A 17,433-nucleotide genomic window follows, 5' to 3' on the forward strand; every position below is an offset into this window, starting at 1 on the left:
GGCCCTTGCCGCGGTGCGTCAGCCTTCGACTTGTTCTGCCAGTTCCAGCCAGCGTTCCTCCGCCGCTTCCTTGTCGCCTCGCGCTTTCTCGATCGCGGCGGAGAGGGCGGCGAACTTCTTCGGGTCGCGGGTGTAGAGATCGGGATCGGCCATGGCCGCCTCGTCGCGGGCGATGGACGCTTCCAGTTCCTCGATCCGACCGGGCAGAAGATCGTAGTCGCGCTGGTCCTTGTAGGACAGCTTGGTCTTCTTGGGCGGTGCAGGTGGTGGCGGGGCGGCGCTTTCCGCCTTGGCTTTCGCCTTTGCCGGGGCCGAACGCTGCTTGCGCTTGGCTTCCCAGTCGGCGTAGCCGCCGGCGATCATGTCGATATGGCCGGTCCCGTCGAGGCCAAGCGTGAGGTTGACGGTGCGGTCGAGGAAGTCGCGGTCGTGGCTGACGATCAGGACCGTGCCGTCGTAGTCCGAGATGACTTCCTGCAGCAGGTCGAGGGTCTCGAGGTCGAGGTCGTTGGTCGGCTCGTCGAGCACGAGCAGGTTCGACGGTCGAGCGAATTCGCGGGCGAGCAGCAGGCGTGACTGTTCGCCGCCCGAGAGCGTGCCCACCCGGGCGTCGATCAGGCCGGGGGCGAACAGGAAGTCCTTGAGGTATCCCTGCACGTGCTTGCGTACGCCGCGCACATCGACCCAGTCGCTGCCTTCCGCGATCACGTCGCGCAGCTTCATGTCGGGCTTGAGCAGGCTGCGCTGCTGGTCGATGACGATGGTGGTCAGGGTATTGGCGAGGGTGACCGAGCCTTCGTCGGGCGTCAGTTCGCCGGTCAGGATCTTGAGCAGGGTCGACTTGCCAGATCCGTTGGCGCCGACGATGCCGATGCGGTCGCCGCGCTGGATGCGCAGCGAGAAATCCTTGATGACAGTGCGCTGGTTGTCTTCGGCGCCGAAGCGCTTGGTCACGTGCTCGGCTACGATGACCGACTTGGTCTTGCTGCCGTCGCCGGCGACCGCAAGTTTGGCGGTGCCGGTGGGGGAGAGCATCGCGGCACGTTCGGCGCGCATTTCCCAAAGCTTGGCAAGGCGGCCCTGGTTGCGCTTGCGCCGGGCGGTGACACCGCGTTCGAGCCAGTGCGCCTCGATCTTGAGCTTGGCGTCCAGCTTCTCGGCGGCGCGGGTCTCTTCCTTCTGGACTTCCTCTTCCCAGGCCTCGAACCCGCCGAAGCCCACTTCCTTGCGGCGCAGCGATCCGCGATCGAGCCAGATCGTCGCATTGGTCAGGCGGGTCAGGAAGGTGCGGTCGTGGCTGATGACCACGAAGGCGCCGTTGTAGCGCTGCAGCCAGGATTCCAGCCATTCGATCGCGGCAAGGTCGAGGTGGTTGGTCGGCTCGTCCAGCAGCAGCAGGTCGGGCTCGGAGGCCAGCGCCCGGCACAGCGCGGCGCGGCGGCGCTCGCCGCCCGATGCGCTGGCGGCTTCACGCGAAAGATCGATGCCGAGCTGGTCGGCAATGGCTTCCACCTCATGGCGCTGCGGCGCATCGTCGCCGCTGATCGCGAAATCCAGCAGGGTGTCGAAGCCGGTGAAGAACGGGTCCTGCTCGAGGGTGACGACGCGGGTGCCGGGCTGGATCGAGCGCTTGCCCTTGTCCGCCTCGACCTGGCCTGCAATCAGGCGCAGCAGCGTGGTCTTGCCGGCGCCGTTGCGCCCGATCAGCGCCAGCCGGTCGCGCGGGCCGATGTTGATGTCGAGGTCCTGGAAGAGCCAGCCGGAGCCCTGGATCAGGCCAAGGCCTTCCCAGCTGAGAATTGGTGCGATTGCCATGGCCGGCGCCCTACAGCGAGCAGCGGGGGGCTGGCAAGCATCGTGGGATCTGCGCAACAGTGAAACATTGCTGCCAGCTTTGAGCCGCATTCAGGACTTGTTCAATGCCGCAAGCTTAGGCACCCAGTCAGGATGACAAAACTTCTTGCCTCTTTTCTATCGGTTGCGGCCCTTGGCCTTGTTGCGACCGCCATGCCGGTCCATGCCGAGCCGGGCGCAGAGCAGGGGCAGGTTCGCAAGGAACGCAAGGCAGGCAATGTGCGTTCCCTTCGCGAGATCGAGCAGCAGGTGCTTCCGAAAATGTCGGGAATGCAGTACCTCGGACCGGAATATGATCCTGCGGCAATGGCTTATCGCCTGAAATTCATTCAGGACGGGAAGGTCTATTTCGTCGATGTCGATGCCCGCACGGGCCGCGTCATCGGCCGGTCGCGCTGAGGATACGAGCCTGTGCTTCGCTTGACGCTCGCGGGCTTACGCCCCATCTCGTCGGTGACTTCCAAGGGAGACCTGATTTGCGCATCCTGATCGTCGAGGATGAACCTACGCTCGGCAACCAGCTCAAGACCACGCTCGAGCAGAACGGCTATGCCGTCGACCTGTCGACAGATGGCGAAGACGGCCATTTCCTTGGATCGACCGAGGATTACGACGCCGTCATCCTCGATCTCGGCCTGCCCGAGATCGACGGCCTCACCGTGCTTGGCATGTGGCGCAGGGAAGGGCGCAATTTCCCCGTGCTTGTACTTACCGCCCGTGATTCCTGGTCGGACAAGGTCGCCGGGCTCGATGCCGGCGCGGACGACTATCTCGCCAAGCCCTTCCAGACCGAGGAACTGATCGCCCGACTTCGCGCGCTCATCCGCCGTGCCTCTGGCAATACCTCGAGCGAGTTGATGGCGGGCGACGTGCGCCTCGATACGCGTTCGGGCCGCGTCACGCTGGCCGGAGAACCGGTCAAGCTGACCGCGCAGGAATACAAGCTGCTGTCCTACCTGATGCACCACAAGGGCAAGGTGGTCAGCCGTACCGAACTGATCGAACATATCTACGATCAGGACTTCGACCGCGATTCCAACACAATCGAGGTCTTCGTCACGCGGATCCGCAAGAAGCTGGGCGCCGATGTCATCACCACGATCCGTGGTCTCGGGTACAGCCTCGACGATCCCGCGGACGCACCGCGAAACTGAGGAGCAGATGGACGCTCCGCGAGCAGACGGGGCAGGGAGCGAGGCAACTGTCGCCGAGACGGTGAAGGCCCGCCATACCGGTTCGCTCGCGCGGCGCATGATGCTGATTGCGGCCGGGTGGATCTCGATCCTCCTGCTGTTCGGTGGACTGGCGCTCGATCGCACGCTGACCTCGCTGGTCACCCGCAATTTCGACGAGCAACTCGGCTATATGCTCACCGGCATGATCGGGTCGGCCGAGATCGGTCCGGACGGGGAGGTGTTCTTCATCCGGCCGCTGGGCGACCAGCGTTTCCTCGAACCGAACAGCGGCCTTTACTGGCAGATCCGCGCGAAGGGCCATGAGGATTTTCCCTCGCGCTCGCTTTGGGACCGCAGCCTCGACGTTCCGGAAGATCATTTCGACGCCAAGCCGCACGTTTACGACAGCGACCAGTTCGCCGGCGAACCGCTTCGGATCATGGAGCGCTCTATCATCCTGCCGGGCAGCAATACCGAATGGATGTTCACGGTTGCCGCCAGCCGCGAGGACCTCGACGACCAGATCAAGATGATCCGCTCGATACTCCTCTACAGCTTCGTCGCGCTCGGCTTCGGCTTGCTGCTCATGGCGGGGATGCAGACCTGGTACGGCCTGTTCCCGCTGCGCCATGTGCGCCGCGCGATCCAGAAGCTGCGAACGACGGGCGCCAGCCGCGTGACCGACCCGCTGCCCCAGGAAGTCGAGCCGCTGGTCGACGAACTCAATGCCCTTCTGTCGCATACCGAACTGCAGGCGGAAGAAGCGCGTCGCCACGCCGGCAACCTGGCCCATGCGCTCAAGACGCCGCTGACGGTCATCATGAATGCGGCCACGGCCAAGTCGCCCGACCTGTCCGACACGGTGATCCGCGAAGCGGCGGTGATGCGGCGGCAGGTCGATCACCACTTGGCCCGGGCCCGGGCCGTCGGGCGCCGCGCGGCCGGGATGTCGCGTGCCAGCGTGTGGCCGAGCCTCGAGGCAGTGCTGCGCGCCGTCCAGCGCCTTTACGATGACACGCGCTTCGACCTCGATGGCAATCACGGCGTGACCGTCGCGGTGGAGAAACAGGACCTCGAGGAGATTCTCGGCAATCTGATCGAGAATGCCGCCAAGTATGGCGGAGGCAGCGTCTTCGTCACGGTCGATGCGGGGCACGACCCGCAGTTCTGCGAGATCTGGGTCGAGGACGACGGCATGGGGATCCCGGCTGCCGAGCGCACCCGCATTTTCGATCGCGGGGCCCGTCTCGATACCGGCAAGCCCGGCACCGGGCTTGGCCTTGCCATTGTCCGCGACGTGGTGGAAATCTATGGCGGAAGGGTCGAACTCGACGAGAGCGAGGACCTGGGCGGCCTGCTGGTCAAGTTGCAGCTGCCGCGCACCGCGACTTGAAGGAATGCGGGGTCGGAAGCTGGGGATGCGCGCCACGTGCGTGGTTGCAGCGCCGGCCCTGCCGCTTCATTGGCGGCGTTCGAAAATCAAGGAGTACCCATGAACGAGACCATCAAACTGTCGCTCACGCAGGACGAAGTCGAAATCCTCGTCGATGCCCTCGAAGCCGACATGGAAGGCTACGTCGAGGCAGCGAAGGAAGCGCGCGGCAACGGCAATCACGATGACGTGAAGACGTTCACCGATGCCGCCACGCGCATCCAGACCCTGATGAGCAAACTTCAGGACTATGTGGAAGAGTAATAGCCCGAAAGGCCGGCTCAGCCGGCCTTTGCCTGCTGGTGATGGCGGATCACTTCGTCGATGATGAAGCGCAGGAACTTCTCGCCGAAGTCGGGATCGAGATTCGCGTCCTCCGCCAATTTGCGCAGGCGCGCGATCTGCCGTTCCTCGCGGCCGGGATCGGAAGCGGGCAAGTCTTTCTCGGCCTTGTAGGCGCCGACGGCCTGGGTGATCCGAAAGCGCTCGGCCAGGATGAAGATCAGGGCGGCATCGATATTGTCGATGCTGGATCGGAAGCCGGCGAGCACCGGATCGGTGGCGGGAGTGTCCTGGGTCATGGTGGAGCCCCGCTAGCACGGCTCTTGTTACTGTGCCAGCCTGCGCAAATGGCGCTCCGGGCGGCATTGCCACTTGCGTTCAAGCCGCTGAAAGCGCAATGCGCGGGGCGATGACTGCACAAGTGATTAACCTGCGTTCACGTGAGACGCAGCCCTCCCTGGCTCCCATGCTCGCCCTGACTGCGGCAGGCATGAACAGCGTCAATTCCGTCATTCTCGACCGCATGCAAAGCGAGATCCCGCTGATACCGGCGCTTGCCGGACATCTGATCTCCGGCGGCGGCAAGCGCATGCGCCCGATGCTGACGGTCGCGGCGGCCGAGCTGTGCGGTTACCAGGGTACCCGTCACCACAAGCTGGCGGCGGCCGTCGAATTCATTCACACCGCGACCCTGCTGCACGACGACGTCGTCGATGGTTCCGACCTGCGGCGCGGCAAGGCGGCGGCCAATATCGTCTTCGGCAATCCGGCGACGGTCCTGGTGGGCGACTTCCTGTTTACCCGCGCTTTCGAACTCATGGTCGAGGACGGCAGCCTGCGCGTCCTCAAGATCCTGTCGAAGGCCAGTTCGATCATCGCCGAGGGCGAAGTCGACCAGCTGACCGCCCAGCGCAAGATCGAGACGAGCGAGGAGCACTACCTCCAGATCATCGGTTCGAAGACTGCGGCGCTGTTTGCGGCGGCGACCCGGATCGCCGCGGTCGTGGCCGAGAAGAGCGAAGCCGAAGAGCAGGCGCTCGATGCCTATGGACGCAATCTCGGGATCGCCTTCCAGCTTGTCGACGATGCGATCGACTACGATTCGGAAGCTGCCGAATCGGGCAAGGACAAGGGCGATGACTTCCGCGAGGGCAAGATGACCCTTCCGGTCATCCTCGCCTATGCCCGAGGCACTGAGGAAGAACGCAAGTTCTGGCAGGAAGCCATTGCCGGCTTCCGCACCGAGGACGAGGACCTTGCCCACGCGGTCGAACTGATCAATCGCCACAAGTGCGTCGAGGCGACCCGCGAGCGGGCCCGCCACTTCGCCCAGCGCGCCATCGATTCGATTGCGGGCTTCCCGTCCGGCGAAGCGCGCAATGCCATGGCTGAAGCGGTCGAATTCGCCGTCGCGCGCCGGTACTGACGCGGTTAAGCAACGGTTCGTCAGATTGCGGGCACCTGCAGCAAGGCCGTAATTGCGATGCGCAGTTTCGGTCCCTATTGAGGCCGCCCATGCGCTCCGAGCTCAATCGGGCTGTCACCGGCTACCAGCCCGGTTCGCCCCGCCAACGTATCGTCTCGTCCCTGCTGTCCGCGGGCGTGATCGCGCTCGTCCTGCTTCTGGCGATTTATCAGAGCGGGGTGGTCAGCATGCCGGAGAAGCGCAACAATCCGGTTACCTTCGATGTCACCGGCCAGGAAAAGGACAAGGGCGAGAAAGCCAAGGACAAGCCCAAGGCCGAGGAAAAGAAAGAGAAAAAGAAGAAGGTCGAGCCGGTCCAGAAGGAAGAGGTGAAGAAGCCTCCGGTCATCACGCCGCCGGTTGAAACGCCTGTCGTGAAGAAGCCCGCCTTCACCTTCCTGAAGCTCTCGCACGAGGATTTCGCGTCAGCGGACATCGGACAGATGAAGGCGCCGGCCCCTGCCGTCAGCAGCGAATCGGGGAGCGGCTCCGGTTCCGCATACGGGCCGGGCGAAGGGCCGGGCGGTGCAATTCTCTACCGTGCCCAGTGGTACCGTGAACCCAGCGGTGCCGAACTCGGTGGCTACATTCCCGCCAATGCCCCGCGCACCGGATGGGGCGAAATCGCCTGTCAGACGATTGAGAACTACAAGGTCGAAAACTGCCAGATCCTCGGCGAATCGCCGCGCGGTTCGGGGTATGGCCGCGCGGTGCAGAGTGCGGCGTGGCAGTTCCAGGTGGTTCCGCCGCGCATCAACGGCAAGCCGCAGCTTGGCACCTGGGTCCGCATCCGGATCGACTACGGCTCGAAGCTCGCCGGTTAGGCGCTTTGCGCTCGCCGGACGGTGGGCAGCGTGGTGTTGCAGGTCAGGCGGCGCGAATCGCCTGCGGCCGGACCCTGTCGATATGCTCGATCAGATCATCGAGCGGCATGGGCCTCGCGATGAAGAACCCCTGCGCCAGCGTGAAGCCGGCCACGCGGGCGCTCAGGAGCTGGTTCTCGGTTTCGATGCCCTCGATCACGCAGTCCAGCGACAAAGCGCGGGCCAGACTGCGGATCGCCTCGATCAGCCGTCGGCCCTTCGTTTCATCGAGCCTTGCTGCAAAGCTGCGGTCGATTTTGACCATGTCGAGGGGCAGTTGGTGAAGCGAGGAGAGGCTCGAGTAGCCGGTGCCGAAATCGTCCAGCGCTATGCGCACGCCGGTGCGGCGCAGGCGCTTCAGGGCGCTGCGGGCATTGTCGAGCTCGGCAATCAGGGAGCTTTCGGTGATCTCGAACAGCAGTCGGCGCGGCGAATGGACCATGGCCCTGATCCGCTCGAGCAGGGCATCGATGGTTTCCGCGTCGCCGACGTCCTTGCCCGACAGGTTGAACGTCAGGCCCATGTCCTCGGGAATGCGATCGAGCGAGGCCAGTGCCTTGTCGAACAGGGCCAGGGTCACCTGCCGCGCCCGGCCCACGCGCTCTGCCGCAGCGATCAGCATCTCGGGCGGGACCCGGCCGATGATCGGGGAATTCCACCGGGCGAGACATTCGACGCCCTTGGGGATCATCGTTTCGGTGTTGATGATCGGCTGGAACACGACCGAAAGTTCAGTCATGAGATCGGCCGCCTGAAGCGCTGAATCAAGCGCCTGTTCGGAACGGATGAGCTTCTCCAGCTCGGAAGTGAAGCGCACGCACTGCCCGCGCTTGTTCTTCTTCGCGTGATAAAGAGCGAAGTCGGCATGGTCGTACAGGACGCTCGCTGAACTTGCCGCCGCGGGGTATGGGGCAAGTCCGGCGGAGCACCCGACCGAAACGATGACATCGCCCAGTCTCGCGGGCTGCCGGATCGCAGAGAACAGGGTGTGCGTGACAGCCTCTGCCTGTTCGATCCCGCCAAAGGAGATGATGCCGAATTCGTCCCCGCCCAGCCGCGCGACGATGACGTCGGCCGGGCACAAAGTCATGATGCGCTCGCCCAGCAATTGTAGCAGCCGGTCGCCCTGTACGTGGCCGTGCGTGTCATTGATCGGCTTGAAACGGTCGAGGTCGATCAGCCCGACGCAGAAGCTGTCCTGCGGCTGTGCGCATTCCAGTAGCCGTTCGAGAGTTGCGAAGAAATAGCGTCGGTTCGGCAGGCCGGTGAGGGCGTCGGTCATGGCGAGACGGGCGTTCTCCTCGCCCAGTACCTGAGCCTGGCGCCGCTCGGCGGTCAGGTCCCTTTGCGTGTTCTCCAGATGAACGAAGGAAGCATAGGAATCGCGCAGGATCTTCAGAACGACGAGTGAGACCAGCGAGACATTGACGGCAATGGCGAGCATGACCGTGTTGCCGGAATACCAGGTATAGGCCAGGAAAATGCCCAGGACCGAGACATTCACCAATGTCGCGGCCACCGGCAGGAAGTTCAGGCAGAATGTGCAGCCCAGCACTGTGACGGCGATGAAGATCGCGAAGTGGCCGCGTTCATAAGGGCCGCCGTACTGGACGAGCACAGTGGCCCAGACGAGGCAGGCCATGGCCAGCAGCACGGAAAGATAGAGCGTCACGCGCAGGCGTCGCCTGGCGCGCTCGGGGTCCAGATCCCTCTTCGTCACCGGGCGTATCCACATGAGCATACGCATGATGCTGAATGCGATGAGGCCGGCTGGAATCGATAGCGTCAGGTATTCAGGCGCAAGATTGCGGTGGGTGAAGGCGAAGATGGCGGAATTGACCGCGACCAGCCCGTACAGCGGCGGTATCTGCTCGCGCAGGCGAAGGTACTGCGCCACCGCGAGCGGGAATTCACCTGGCCTGTAAAGCCGCGGCTGCCTGCGCATTTCGTCTGCCAAATCATTAGACTCCTGACGTGCTCAGTTATCCAACAATGATTGACGATTGGTACATGCCATGCGCGCACTAGGACGGATGCGTCTGCACGGGTTCTGGTGAGGCCTTCCTTCGGCTTGGCACACAATCTAAGGGACCGGGTGTGACGACTCTGCCGATCCACGCCGTCCTGCCGGACCTCCTTCAGGCCCTGAGAGACCGCACCGCCTGCGTGCTGATCGCGCCGCCCGGTGCGGGCAAGACGACGGCTGTGGCGCCCGCCTTGCTGGGCGAGCCCTGGTGCGACGGCACGGTCATCCTGCTGTCCCCGCGCCGCGTGGCGGCGCGCGCCGCTGCAGAGCGCATGGCCGAAATGCTTGGCGAGAAGGCGGGTGAGACGATCGGCTACGTGACGCGTCTCGATACGAAGCGCTCCGGGAGGACGCGAGTGCTGGTGATGACCGAGGCGATCTTCGTTTCCTCGATCCTCTCCGACCCGGAGTTGCCGGGGGTCAGCGCGGTCCTCTTCGACGAGGCGCATGAGCGTCATCTCGACAGCGATCTCGGCCTCGCGCTCGCTCTCGAAACGCGCGAAGTCTTGCGCGACGACCTGCGCGTGGTGGTCATGTCGGCAACGATAGACGGTACGCGGTTCGCGCGCCTGCTCGGAAGCGATGCGCCCGTGATCGAAAGCGAGGGCAAGTCCTGGCCACTGGCGATCCGCTGGCGCGGCGCTTTGCCCGATCAGCGGATTGAAGATGCGGTGACATCTGCGATCCTTGCTGCATGGCGCGAAGAAGACGGCGATATCCTCGCGTTCCTGCCGGGTGTGCGCGAGATCGACCGAGCGGCCGAGCGTCTGGCGGAGAAGCTGCCAACCGCACTTGTGCTGCCGCTGCATGGCCAGTGCGAGCCGGCCGCGCAGCGCACTGCCATTCGCCGCGATCCGCAGGGGCGTCGCCGTGTCGTACTGTCGACCGCGATTGCCGAGACCTCGCTCACGCTCGACGGCGTTTCGGTAGTGGTGGACTGCGGTCTTTCGCGCCGCGCGGAATTCGACAAGGCAGCGGGCGTGACCCGGCTCGTGACGCATCGGGCGAGCCGGGCTTCGGCGGCCCAGCGCGCAGGGCGCGCCGCGCGTCAGCAGCCCGGAACGGCCTATCGCCTGTGGGAAGAGGCGGGCCACGCGGGCCGTCCTGAATTCGATCCTCCCGAAATGCTGACCAGCGATCTGGCGCCGCTGACGCTATCGCTGGCGCAGTGGGGGGCGGGCGATCCGGCAGCCATGCCCTGGCTCGATCCTCCTCCGCCGCCCGCGCTCGATGCCGCGCGCAGCCAGCTTGCAGCCCTCGGAGCGCTTGACGCGGAAGGGCGGATCACACCTTTCGGCCGCGAGATGGCAAGCCTGCCGCTCGATCCGGCGCAGGCGGCCATGGTGCTGCGCGCAGCGGATTTCGGGGCAGAGAACGTGGCTGCCCGGTTGGCCCTGCTGCTGCAGGAACGCGGTCTGGGTGGTCGCAGCGAGGATCTGGCGCAGCGCCTCGCGCGCTGGGAGAGCGACCGCTCTGCGCGCGCGCAAGCCTCTCGCAGGCTGGCAGATGGCTGGTCCCGCCGCGCTTCGGCGCTGGTTAAGGCGAGGCGCGATGACGGGGCACAGGACGTCGCGAGGGACGTGGCGAAAGACACGGCTGGCGGCGATGTACCGGTTGGCGTGCTTCTTGCGTTGGGGCGGCCCGACATGGTCGCGCGTCGCCGCGATGCTTCGGGTGAGACCTGGCTCTCCGCAGGGGGCAGGGGCTACATTCTCGACCCGACATCGCCGCTCGCCTCGCGCGACTGGATGGTGATCGGCGATGCGCAGGGGCAGGCGAAAGGCGCGCGCATCCTTTCCGGCGCTTCGCTGGAGCCTTCCGAGGTCGAGACCTGGCTGGCAGAGCGGATCGAGCGGCGCTCGATCCTGCGCTGGAACGAGGCCGAAGGCCGGGTCGAGGCCCGCCAGCAGCGGCGGCTTGGCGCGATTACCCTGGCGAGCGGGCCCGATCCGTCTCCCGATCCCGACGCCATTGCGGCATTCCTGCTCGACCGGGTGCGCGAGAAGGGGCTGGCTCTGGTGCCGTTCGGCAAGAGCAGCCTGTCGCTGCTGCGCCGCGCCCGATTCGCCGGGCTGTCGGCGCTGGGCGAGGAGGCGATGCTGGCCGATCTCGATACATGGCTGGGGCCTCTCGTCGGTCGTCGCCTCGACGCCATCGACAAGGGCGCCTTGCACGCGGCCTTGCTGGGGCGCCTGACCTGGGACGACCTGCAGGTGCTCGAACGGCTGGCCCCGGCGGAGTTTCGCAGCCCGGCCGGATCGAGCCATGCGATCGACTACGAAGACGAGGGCGGGCCCAGCGTGGAAGTGCGCGTGCAGGGGCTTTTCGGCCTCGATAGCCATCCGACGTTCGGTCAGCCGCCGCAACCTCTGTTGCTCAAGCTGACGTCGCCTGCGGGGCGGCCGATCCAGACGACGCGCGATCTGCCCGGCTTCTGGCGTGGATCGTGGCGCGACGTGCAGCGCGACATGAAGGGGCGCTATCCCAGGCATCGCTGGCCGGACGAACCCTGGGCCGAAGACCCCAGCCTCAAGACCCGCAATGCCTTCGAAGCCTCGCGCAGGCGCTGAGATCCGTACCCGCAAACGGCAGGATCGGGAAGACAATCGGGGGAAGTGTGATTCCGGCTTGATTTCCGGCGCGATTCGGAGGCAAAGCGACCGCCATGAGTGCACGTATCTATCAGCGCCCGAAAAATGCCATGCAGTCCGGCAAGGCACTGCTGGATCAGTGGGTCCTCGATTTCGTTCCCGCAGAAGCGAAGCAGCCCGATCCCCTGATGGGTTGGGCCGGTTCCGGCGACATGAAACAGCAGGTCCAGCTGAGGTTCCCCACTTGTGAGGAAGCGCGGGCATACGCCGAACGCTACGGCATCGACGCGGTGATTCATTCCACGCCGCCGCGCCGCCTGAAGATTCAGGCCTACGCCGACAATTTCCGCTGATCTGAAATAGTTGCACCCGGTTCGTGAACCGGGTCTTGCAATCCGGGCGAACGCCAGCCATATGGCGGCCCGGGAGTCGGGTGGACGTTTGCGTTCGCGAACCTGGTCAGGTCCGGAAGGAAGCAGCCACAACGGATTGCGACGGGTCGCTCGGCTCCTTTACCCCACATCGTTACGGCTCGGTCGAGGCGTCTTGCCGCAGGGCCACGTGCCTTCGCGCTCTGCCAGCAACTTGGCCGGGGACAGACTGTGGAGCATTCGCCTTTCCCCCTGACAACCGGCTCGCCAGCGCCTAGTTTGGATGGTGATGGACGATTCACGCGACATGTTCGGCGATGCGCCCCCCTGGCAGGATGAGGAAGAGGAGGAGACTCCCGCCTCGGCAGCCGAGTTGGAAGCGGCCGGGCAAGCCTCCATGTTCGGTGATCCCGAACCGGCACCGCCCACAGCGCCGCCAGCGACCGACGCTGCAGACCCGGGCCCCCAAGCCGAATCGCCGGCGTTGTTCGAGGCGGTTGCGGAACCCGAAGCTGCACCAGAACTTGCGCCTGCACCGGAACCCGCCGCCCCCGAGCCGAAAGCTGAAGCACCCATAGCGGCTCCCAAGCCAGCTTCGGCGAACCCTCCTGCCGGGACTTCGGCCCAGCCCTATCGCGTGCTCGCCCGCAAGTACCGTCCGCAGACTTTCGACGAACTGATCGGGCAGGAGGCGATGGTGCAGACCCTCGCCAATGCGATCAAGCGCGACCGGCTGGCCCATGCCTTCCTGATGACCGGCGTGCGCGGTGTCGGCAAGACGTCGACCGCGCGCCTCATCGCCAAGGCGCTGAACTGCATAGGTCCCGACGGGCAGGGCGGCCCGACGATCAATCCTTGCGGCCGGTGCGAACCGTGCGTTGCCATTGCCGAAGGGCGCCATATCGACGTGATCGAGATGGACGCGGCTTCGCATACCGGCGTCGACGACGTGCGCGAGATCATCGAGGCAGTGCGCTACGCCGCCGTTTCCGCGCGCTACAAGATCTACATCATCGACGAAGTCCACATGTTGTCGCGCAATGCATTCAATGCCTTGCTCAAGACGCTTGAGGAGCCGCCGGCCCACGTGAAGTTCCTCTTCGCGACCACCGAAGTGGACAAGCTGCCGGTCACGGTTCTCTCGCGCTGCCAGCGGTTCGACTTGCGGCGCATCCCGACGCCGATGCTTGCAGAGCATTTCGCCAATGTCTGCGGCAAGGAAGGCGTGGAGGCCGAGGAGGAAGCGCTCTCGATGGTGGCCGCGGCCGCCGAAGGGTCGGTGCGCGACGGCTTGTCCATTCTCGACCAGGCCATCGCCCATGCCGATCTCGACGGCGAGGGGCAGGTGCGGGCCGAGAAAGTCCGCGACATGCTGGGCCTTTCCGACAAGTCGGTTCAGCGCAAGTTGCTGAGCGCGATCCTCGACGGTGACGGCGCGGCCCTCCTGGAACTGATCGCGAGGCAATTCTCGCTCGGGATCGAGCCGATTGCGATGATGCGCGGCCTCATGGACCTCACGCATCGCGTCGCCGTCGCGCAAGTGGCCGGCGAAGTGGTCGATGCGCATGCGGCGGAGGAACGAGAAGCGATCGAGGGCTGGGCCAAGGCGCTCAAGGCCGGACAGGTTCATCGCCTCTGGCAGCTCATGCTCAAGGGGCATGACGAAGTGAAGTCCGCCCCCGATCCGCTGGTGGCTGCGCAGATGGCGCTGCTGCGGATCATGCATGCTTCTGATATGCCCGATCCGGGCGCGCTGGTGCGCAAGCTGGAAGAGATCGCGGCGCGGGCGCCCGCGGCGGCGCCTGCTGGTGAAGGCGGACCGAGCGCAGGCGGACCGGCCGCGCATGCAACGGCTCCTGCCGCCATCGCGCCGCGCTGGGAAGCGTTGGTCGACGATGTCGAGCACATGGGCGAGCTCTCGGTTGCAAACACCATGCGCATGCAGGTCCGCGTTGTCGAACTGGGTGCAGGGCTCCTGCGCTATTCGCAGCCGCCCGGCTTCAGCGAGGACATCGCCGGTCTCATGCGCGGCGCACTCTCGAAGGCGACCGGCGAGCGCTGGCAGGTCGAGAAAGTGGATGGGCAGGGCGCGCCGACGATCGTCGAGATAGCCGAGACGCAGCAGGCAGCCGAAGGCGAGGCCGTGCGCAATGCGCCGCTCGTGGCCGCTACGATGGCAGCCTTTCCCGGAGCCGAATTGATACAGGATGACCGCCCGGCCGCAATTGGCGGCGGCGGTCGACAGTGGAGACGTTGAAATGAAATCCATGGAAGAGATGATCCAGGCTGCCCAGCAGGCTGCCGAGACCATCCAGAAGCAGATGAACGAGACCCAGGCGAAGCTGGATTCGATGGAAGTCGAAGGCCTTTCGGGCGGCGGTCTCGTCAAGATCCGCTGCTCGGCCAAGGGCCGCGTCATCGGCGTTTCGATCGACGACAGCCTGATGCAGCCGACCGAAAAGCAGATGCTCGAGGACCTGATCGCCGCCGCCTACAACGACGCGCGCGTAAAGGCGGATTCGGTTGCGAACGAGGAACTGGCCAAGGCGCAGCAGGGCATGGGCCTGCCGCCGGGTTTCAAGATGCCGTTCTGAGGTCCCTGAGATTCCAGCTACGAAATGGCCTTCTTCGGGAGGCGCTTTGCCATGCATTGCAAAACCCCGGTGCCTATCGCGCCGGGGTTTTGTTTATAAGTATAATTGCCTGTGGGAATGCCACCGGTTCCACAGTCTTTGGCAATCTATGCATTGCGTAGTGGGCAGAACTCCCCATATCGTCCCGGATTGACGGGAGATCTGACCGAGATCGTCCCGCTCGCGATGAAATGGATATGACTGTGAACCTGCTTCCACTCCTTCCCCTGCGTGACATCGTCGTCTTCCCCGGCATGGTCGTGCCGCTCTTCGTCGGTCGCGAGAAATCCGTGGCTGCGCTCGAAGCCGCCATGGCCGGCGAGAAGGATATCTTCCTGCTCGCGCAGCTCGACCCCGGCTGCGACGATCCCGATCGCGACGACCTTTATGATACCGGCGTGATCGCCAGCGTGCTGCAGTTGCTCAAGCTGCCCGACGGAACCGTGCGCGTGCTGGTCGAAGGCCAGGAGCGCGCCCGCATCGAATCGCTGCGCGGCGAGGAAACTGCCGAAGGCGAAATGCTCATAGCGCAGGTGGAGAAGATCGAGGCCAGCGAGTCCGAGGGCACCGAAGTCGAAGCGATGATGCGCTCGGTGGTCGAACAGTTCAACGAGTACGCCAAGCTCAACAAGAAGCTCTCGCAGGATGCGGGCGACCAGTTCGGCGAGATCGACGACGCGGGCAAGCTGGCCGACACGGTCGCAGCCCAGCTGTCGGCTAAGGTTTCGGACAAGCAGGCTGTCCTCTCCGAGGCCGATCCGCTCAAGCGCCTCGAGATGGTCTATTCCTTCATGGAAGGCGAACTTGGCGTCCTGCAGGTGGAGCGCAAGATCCGCGGCCGTGTGAAGCGGCAGATGGAGAAGACGCAGCGCGAGTACTACCTCAACGAACAGCTCAAGGCGATCCAGTCGGAGCTGGGCGGCGGCGACGGCGAGGAAGCGAACGAACTGCAGGAACTGCAGGAGAAGATCGAGAAGACCAAGCTTTCGAAGGAAGCCCGCGAAAAGGCAATGGGCGAGCTGAAAAAGCTCAGGTCCATGCAGCCGATGAGCGCCGAGGCGACGGTCATCCGCAATTACCTCGATGTCCTGCTCGGCCTGCCCTGGGGCAAGAAGTCGAAGCTCAAGCGCGACATTTCCGAGGCGCAGACGATCCTCGATGCCGATCATTACGCGCTCGACAAGGTCAAGGACCGCATCATCGAGTATCTCGCCGTTCAGGCGCGCACCAACAAGCTCAAGGGGCCGATCCTGTGCCTCGTGGGTCCTCCGGGCGTGGGCAAGACCTCGCTCGGCAAGTCGATCGCCAGGGCGACCGGGCGCGAGTTCATCCGCCAGTCGCTGGGCGGTGTGCGCGACGAGGCCGAGATCCGCGGCCACCGCCGCACCTACATCGGCTCGCTGCCGGGCAAGATCATTACCAACCTCAAGAAGGCCGGTAAGTCGAACCCGCTGTTCCTGCTCGACGAGATCGACAAGCTGGGTCAGGACTTCCGCGGCGACCCTGCCTCGGCTCTGCTCGAAGTGCTCGATCCCGAACAGAACGCGAAGTTCCAGGACCACTACCTGGAGCTGGACTTCGACCTGTCCGACGTGATGTTCGTGTGCACTGCGAACAGCCTCAACCTGCCGCAGGCATTGCTCGACCGCATGGAGATCATCCGCCTCGAGGGGTACACCGAGGACGAGAAGGTCGAGATCGCCGAGCGTCACCTGATCCGCAAGCAGGTGGAAGTGCATGGCCTCAAGGACGAGGAATTCACGCTGACCGAGGAAGGCCTGCGTGACCTGATCCGCTACTACACCCGCGAAGCCGGTGTGCGTACGCTGGAGCGCGAGATTGCGCGCCTGGCCCGCAAGTCGCTGCGCCAGATCCTTGAAGGCAAGGCGACGAGCGTGACGATCACGCCTGAAAACCTTTCCGACTTTGCCGGCGTGCGCAAGTTCCGCCACGGCGTGGGCGAGGAAGAGAACCAGGTCGGCGCCGTCACCGGGCTTGCCTGGACCGAAGTTGGCGGCGAACTGCTGACGATCGAAAGCGTCACCGTCCCGGGCAAGGGCGCCATCAAGGCGACCGGCAAGCTGGGTGAAGTGATGAACGAATCGATCCAGACCGCCTTCAGCTTCGTGAAGGCGCGTTCGCCGGCCTATGGCATCAAGCCTTCGGTATTCCAGAAGAAGGACATCCACATCCACCTTCCCGAAGGTGCGGTGCCCAAGGACGGTCCTTCGGCCGGTATCGGGATGGTCACCTCGATCGTCTCGACCCTGACCGGGGTTCCGGTGCGCAAGGATATCGCCATGACCGGCGAAGTTACGCTGCGCGGCCGCGTCCTGCCGATCGGCGGCCTCAAGGAAAAGCTCCTGGCGGCACTGCGCGGCGGAATTACCACCGTTCTCATTCCGGAGGAGAACCGCAAGGATCTTGCCGAAATCCCCGAGAACGTGAAGGAAGACCTGGAAATCATCCCGGTCTCCCATGTCGATGAAGTGCTCTCGCGAGCGCTTACGGAGGCGCTGGAAGAAATCGAGTGGACCGAGGCCGACGAATTGGCCGCGGCCCCCGCGCACAGCTCCTCTCCCTCGGCAACCGCACACTGAAGGCAAATCGGGAGCCTGCAATTCCATTAGGATAAGCCGGCGCCCCGAAGCAACTTTCAGTCTCGTTTGCCTATCTGAAAGAAAGGCCAGTGCGCTGCGGCCTTGTGTCGTACGCGGACTGGCGCTAACGCGCCGCCTTCG

Annotated in this window: 14 protein-coding genes and 1 other RNA gene; 12 read left to right on the forward strand and 3 right to left on the reverse strand. The window is 64.7% G+C overall.

Annotated features, from left to right (window positions below; translation table 11 throughout):
* Window positions 1-18: 18 nt before the first annotated feature.
* Window positions 19-1,815 carry an ABC-F family ATP-binding cassette domain-containing protein gene (locus tag JI59_RS18220; protein ID WP_007011179.1) on the reverse strand — a complete coding sequence of 599 codons (1,797 nt, stop codon included), beginning with the start codon at window positions 1,813-1,815 and terminating at the stop codon, window positions 19-21.
* Between the two features lie 132 nt (window positions 1,816-1,947).
* Here JI59_RS18220 and JI59_RS18225 point away from each other — a divergent pair, with 132 nt between their 5' ends.
* The 4 genes from JI59_RS18225 (at window position 1,948) to JI59_RS18240 (ending at window position 4,725) form a co-directional block, all read left to right on the forward strand.
* Window positions 1,948-2,253, forward strand: coding sequence for a PepSY domain-containing protein (locus JI59_RS18225; protein WP_007011178.1), 306 nt, complete (start codon window positions 1,948-1,950; stop codon window positions 2,251-2,253).
* Between the two features lie 77 nt (window positions 2,254-2,330).
* Window positions 2,331-3,008: a response regulator transcription factor gene (locus tag JI59_RS18230; protein WP_007011177.1), complete on the forward strand. Its 678-nt coding sequence runs from the start codon at window positions 2,331-2,333 to the stop codon at window positions 3,006-3,008.
* Window positions 3,009-3,015: 7 nt separating this feature from the next.
* A complete protein-coding gene (locus tag JI59_RS18235; protein WP_007011176.1) occupies window positions 3,016-4,422 on the forward strand; it encodes a sensor histidine kinase in 1,407 nt (468 codons plus the stop codon).
* A 99-nt stretch (window positions 4,423-4,521) separates the two neighbouring features.
* Window positions 4,522-4,725, forward strand: a complete 204-nt coding sequence (locus JI59_RS18240) for a hypothetical protein (protein ID WP_007011175.1) — start codon at window positions 4,522-4,524, stop codon at window positions 4,723-4,725.
* Window positions 4,726-4,742: 17 nt separating this feature from the next.
* On the opposite strand, the gene JI59_RS18245 is transcribed toward JI59_RS18240, so the two are convergent.
* The gene (locus tag JI59_RS18245; protein WP_007011174.1) at window positions 4,743-5,042 is read right to left on the reverse strand and encodes a chorismate mutase; all 300 of its coding nucleotides are present in this window, start codon (window positions 5,040-5,042) and stop codon (window positions 4,743-4,745) included.
* Between the two features lie 110 nt (window positions 5,043-5,152).
* Between JI59_RS18245 and JI59_RS18250 the strand changes: the two genes are divergently transcribed.
* Both JI59_RS18250 and JI59_RS18255 read left to right on the forward strand, forming a co-directional pair.
* Window positions 5,153-6,169 carry a polyprenyl synthetase family protein gene (locus JI59_RS18250; protein ID WP_013833279.1) on the forward strand — a complete coding sequence of 339 codons (1,017 nt, stop codon included), beginning with the start codon at window positions 5,153-5,155 and terminating at the stop codon, window positions 6,167-6,169.
* An 89-nt stretch (window positions 6,170-6,258) separates the two neighbouring features.
* On the forward strand, window positions 6,259-7,032 hold the full coding sequence (locus JI59_RS18255) for a hypothetical protein (protein ID WP_007011172.1): 774 nt from the start codon (window positions 6,259-6,261) through the stop codon (window positions 7,030-7,032).
* A 43-nt stretch (window positions 7,033-7,075) separates the two neighbouring features.
* Here the strand turns inward: JI59_RS18255 and JI59_RS18260 are convergent, their stop codons facing one another.
* Window positions 7,076-9,028, reverse strand: coding sequence for a putative bifunctional diguanylate cyclase/phosphodiesterase (locus tag JI59_RS18260; RefSeq protein WP_238532447.1), 1,953 nt, complete (start codon window positions 9,026-9,028; stop codon window positions 7,076-7,078).
* Between the two features lie 140 nt (window positions 9,029-9,168).
* Here JI59_RS18260 and hrpB point away from each other — a divergent pair, with 140 nt between their 5' ends.
* The 6 genes from hrpB to lon all read left to right on the forward strand — a co-directional run bounded on the left by hrpB (window position 9,169) and on the right by lon (window position 17,292).
* Complete coding sequence (gene hrpB, locus JI59_RS18265) at window positions 9,169-11,667, forward strand: ATP-dependent helicase HrpB (protein ID WP_007011170.1); 2,499 nt, start codon at window positions 9,169-9,171, stop codon at window positions 11,665-11,667.
* 95 nt (window positions 11,668-11,762) lie between these two features.
* Window positions 11,763-12,041, forward strand: coding sequence for an ETC complex I subunit (locus tag JI59_RS18270; protein ID WP_038576594.1), 279 nt, complete (start codon window positions 11,763-11,765; stop codon window positions 12,039-12,041).
* 69 nt (window positions 12,042-12,110) lie between these two features.
* Window positions 12,111-12,205: signal recognition particle sRNA small type (gene ffs, locus JI59_RS26260), an RNA gene on the forward strand.
* Between the two features lie 143 nt (window positions 12,206-12,348).
* Window positions 12,349-14,316, forward strand: coding sequence for a DNA polymerase III subunit gamma/tau (locus tag JI59_RS18275; protein WP_038577900.1), 1,968 nt, complete (start codon window positions 12,349-12,351; stop codon window positions 14,314-14,316).
* Window position 14,317: 1 nt separating this feature from the next.
* Window positions 14,318-14,653, forward strand: coding sequence for a YbaB/EbfC family nucleoid-associated protein (locus tag JI59_RS18280; protein ID WP_038576597.1), 336 nt, complete (start codon window positions 14,318-14,320; stop codon window positions 14,651-14,653).
* 230 nt (window positions 14,654-14,883) lie between these two features.
* Window positions 14,884-17,292 carry an endopeptidase La gene (gene lon, locus JI59_RS18285; RefSeq protein WP_007011166.1) on the forward strand — a complete coding sequence of 803 codons (2,409 nt, stop codon included), beginning with the start codon at window positions 14,884-14,886 and terminating at the stop codon, window positions 17,290-17,292.
* Window positions 17,293-17,433: the final 141 nt, after the last annotated feature.

This window comes from Novosphingobium pentaromativorans US6-1 (assembly GCF_000767465.1).
Lineage (GTDB): Bacteria > Pseudomonadota > Alphaproteobacteria > Sphingomonadales > Sphingomonadaceae > Novosphingobium > Novosphingobium pentaromativorans.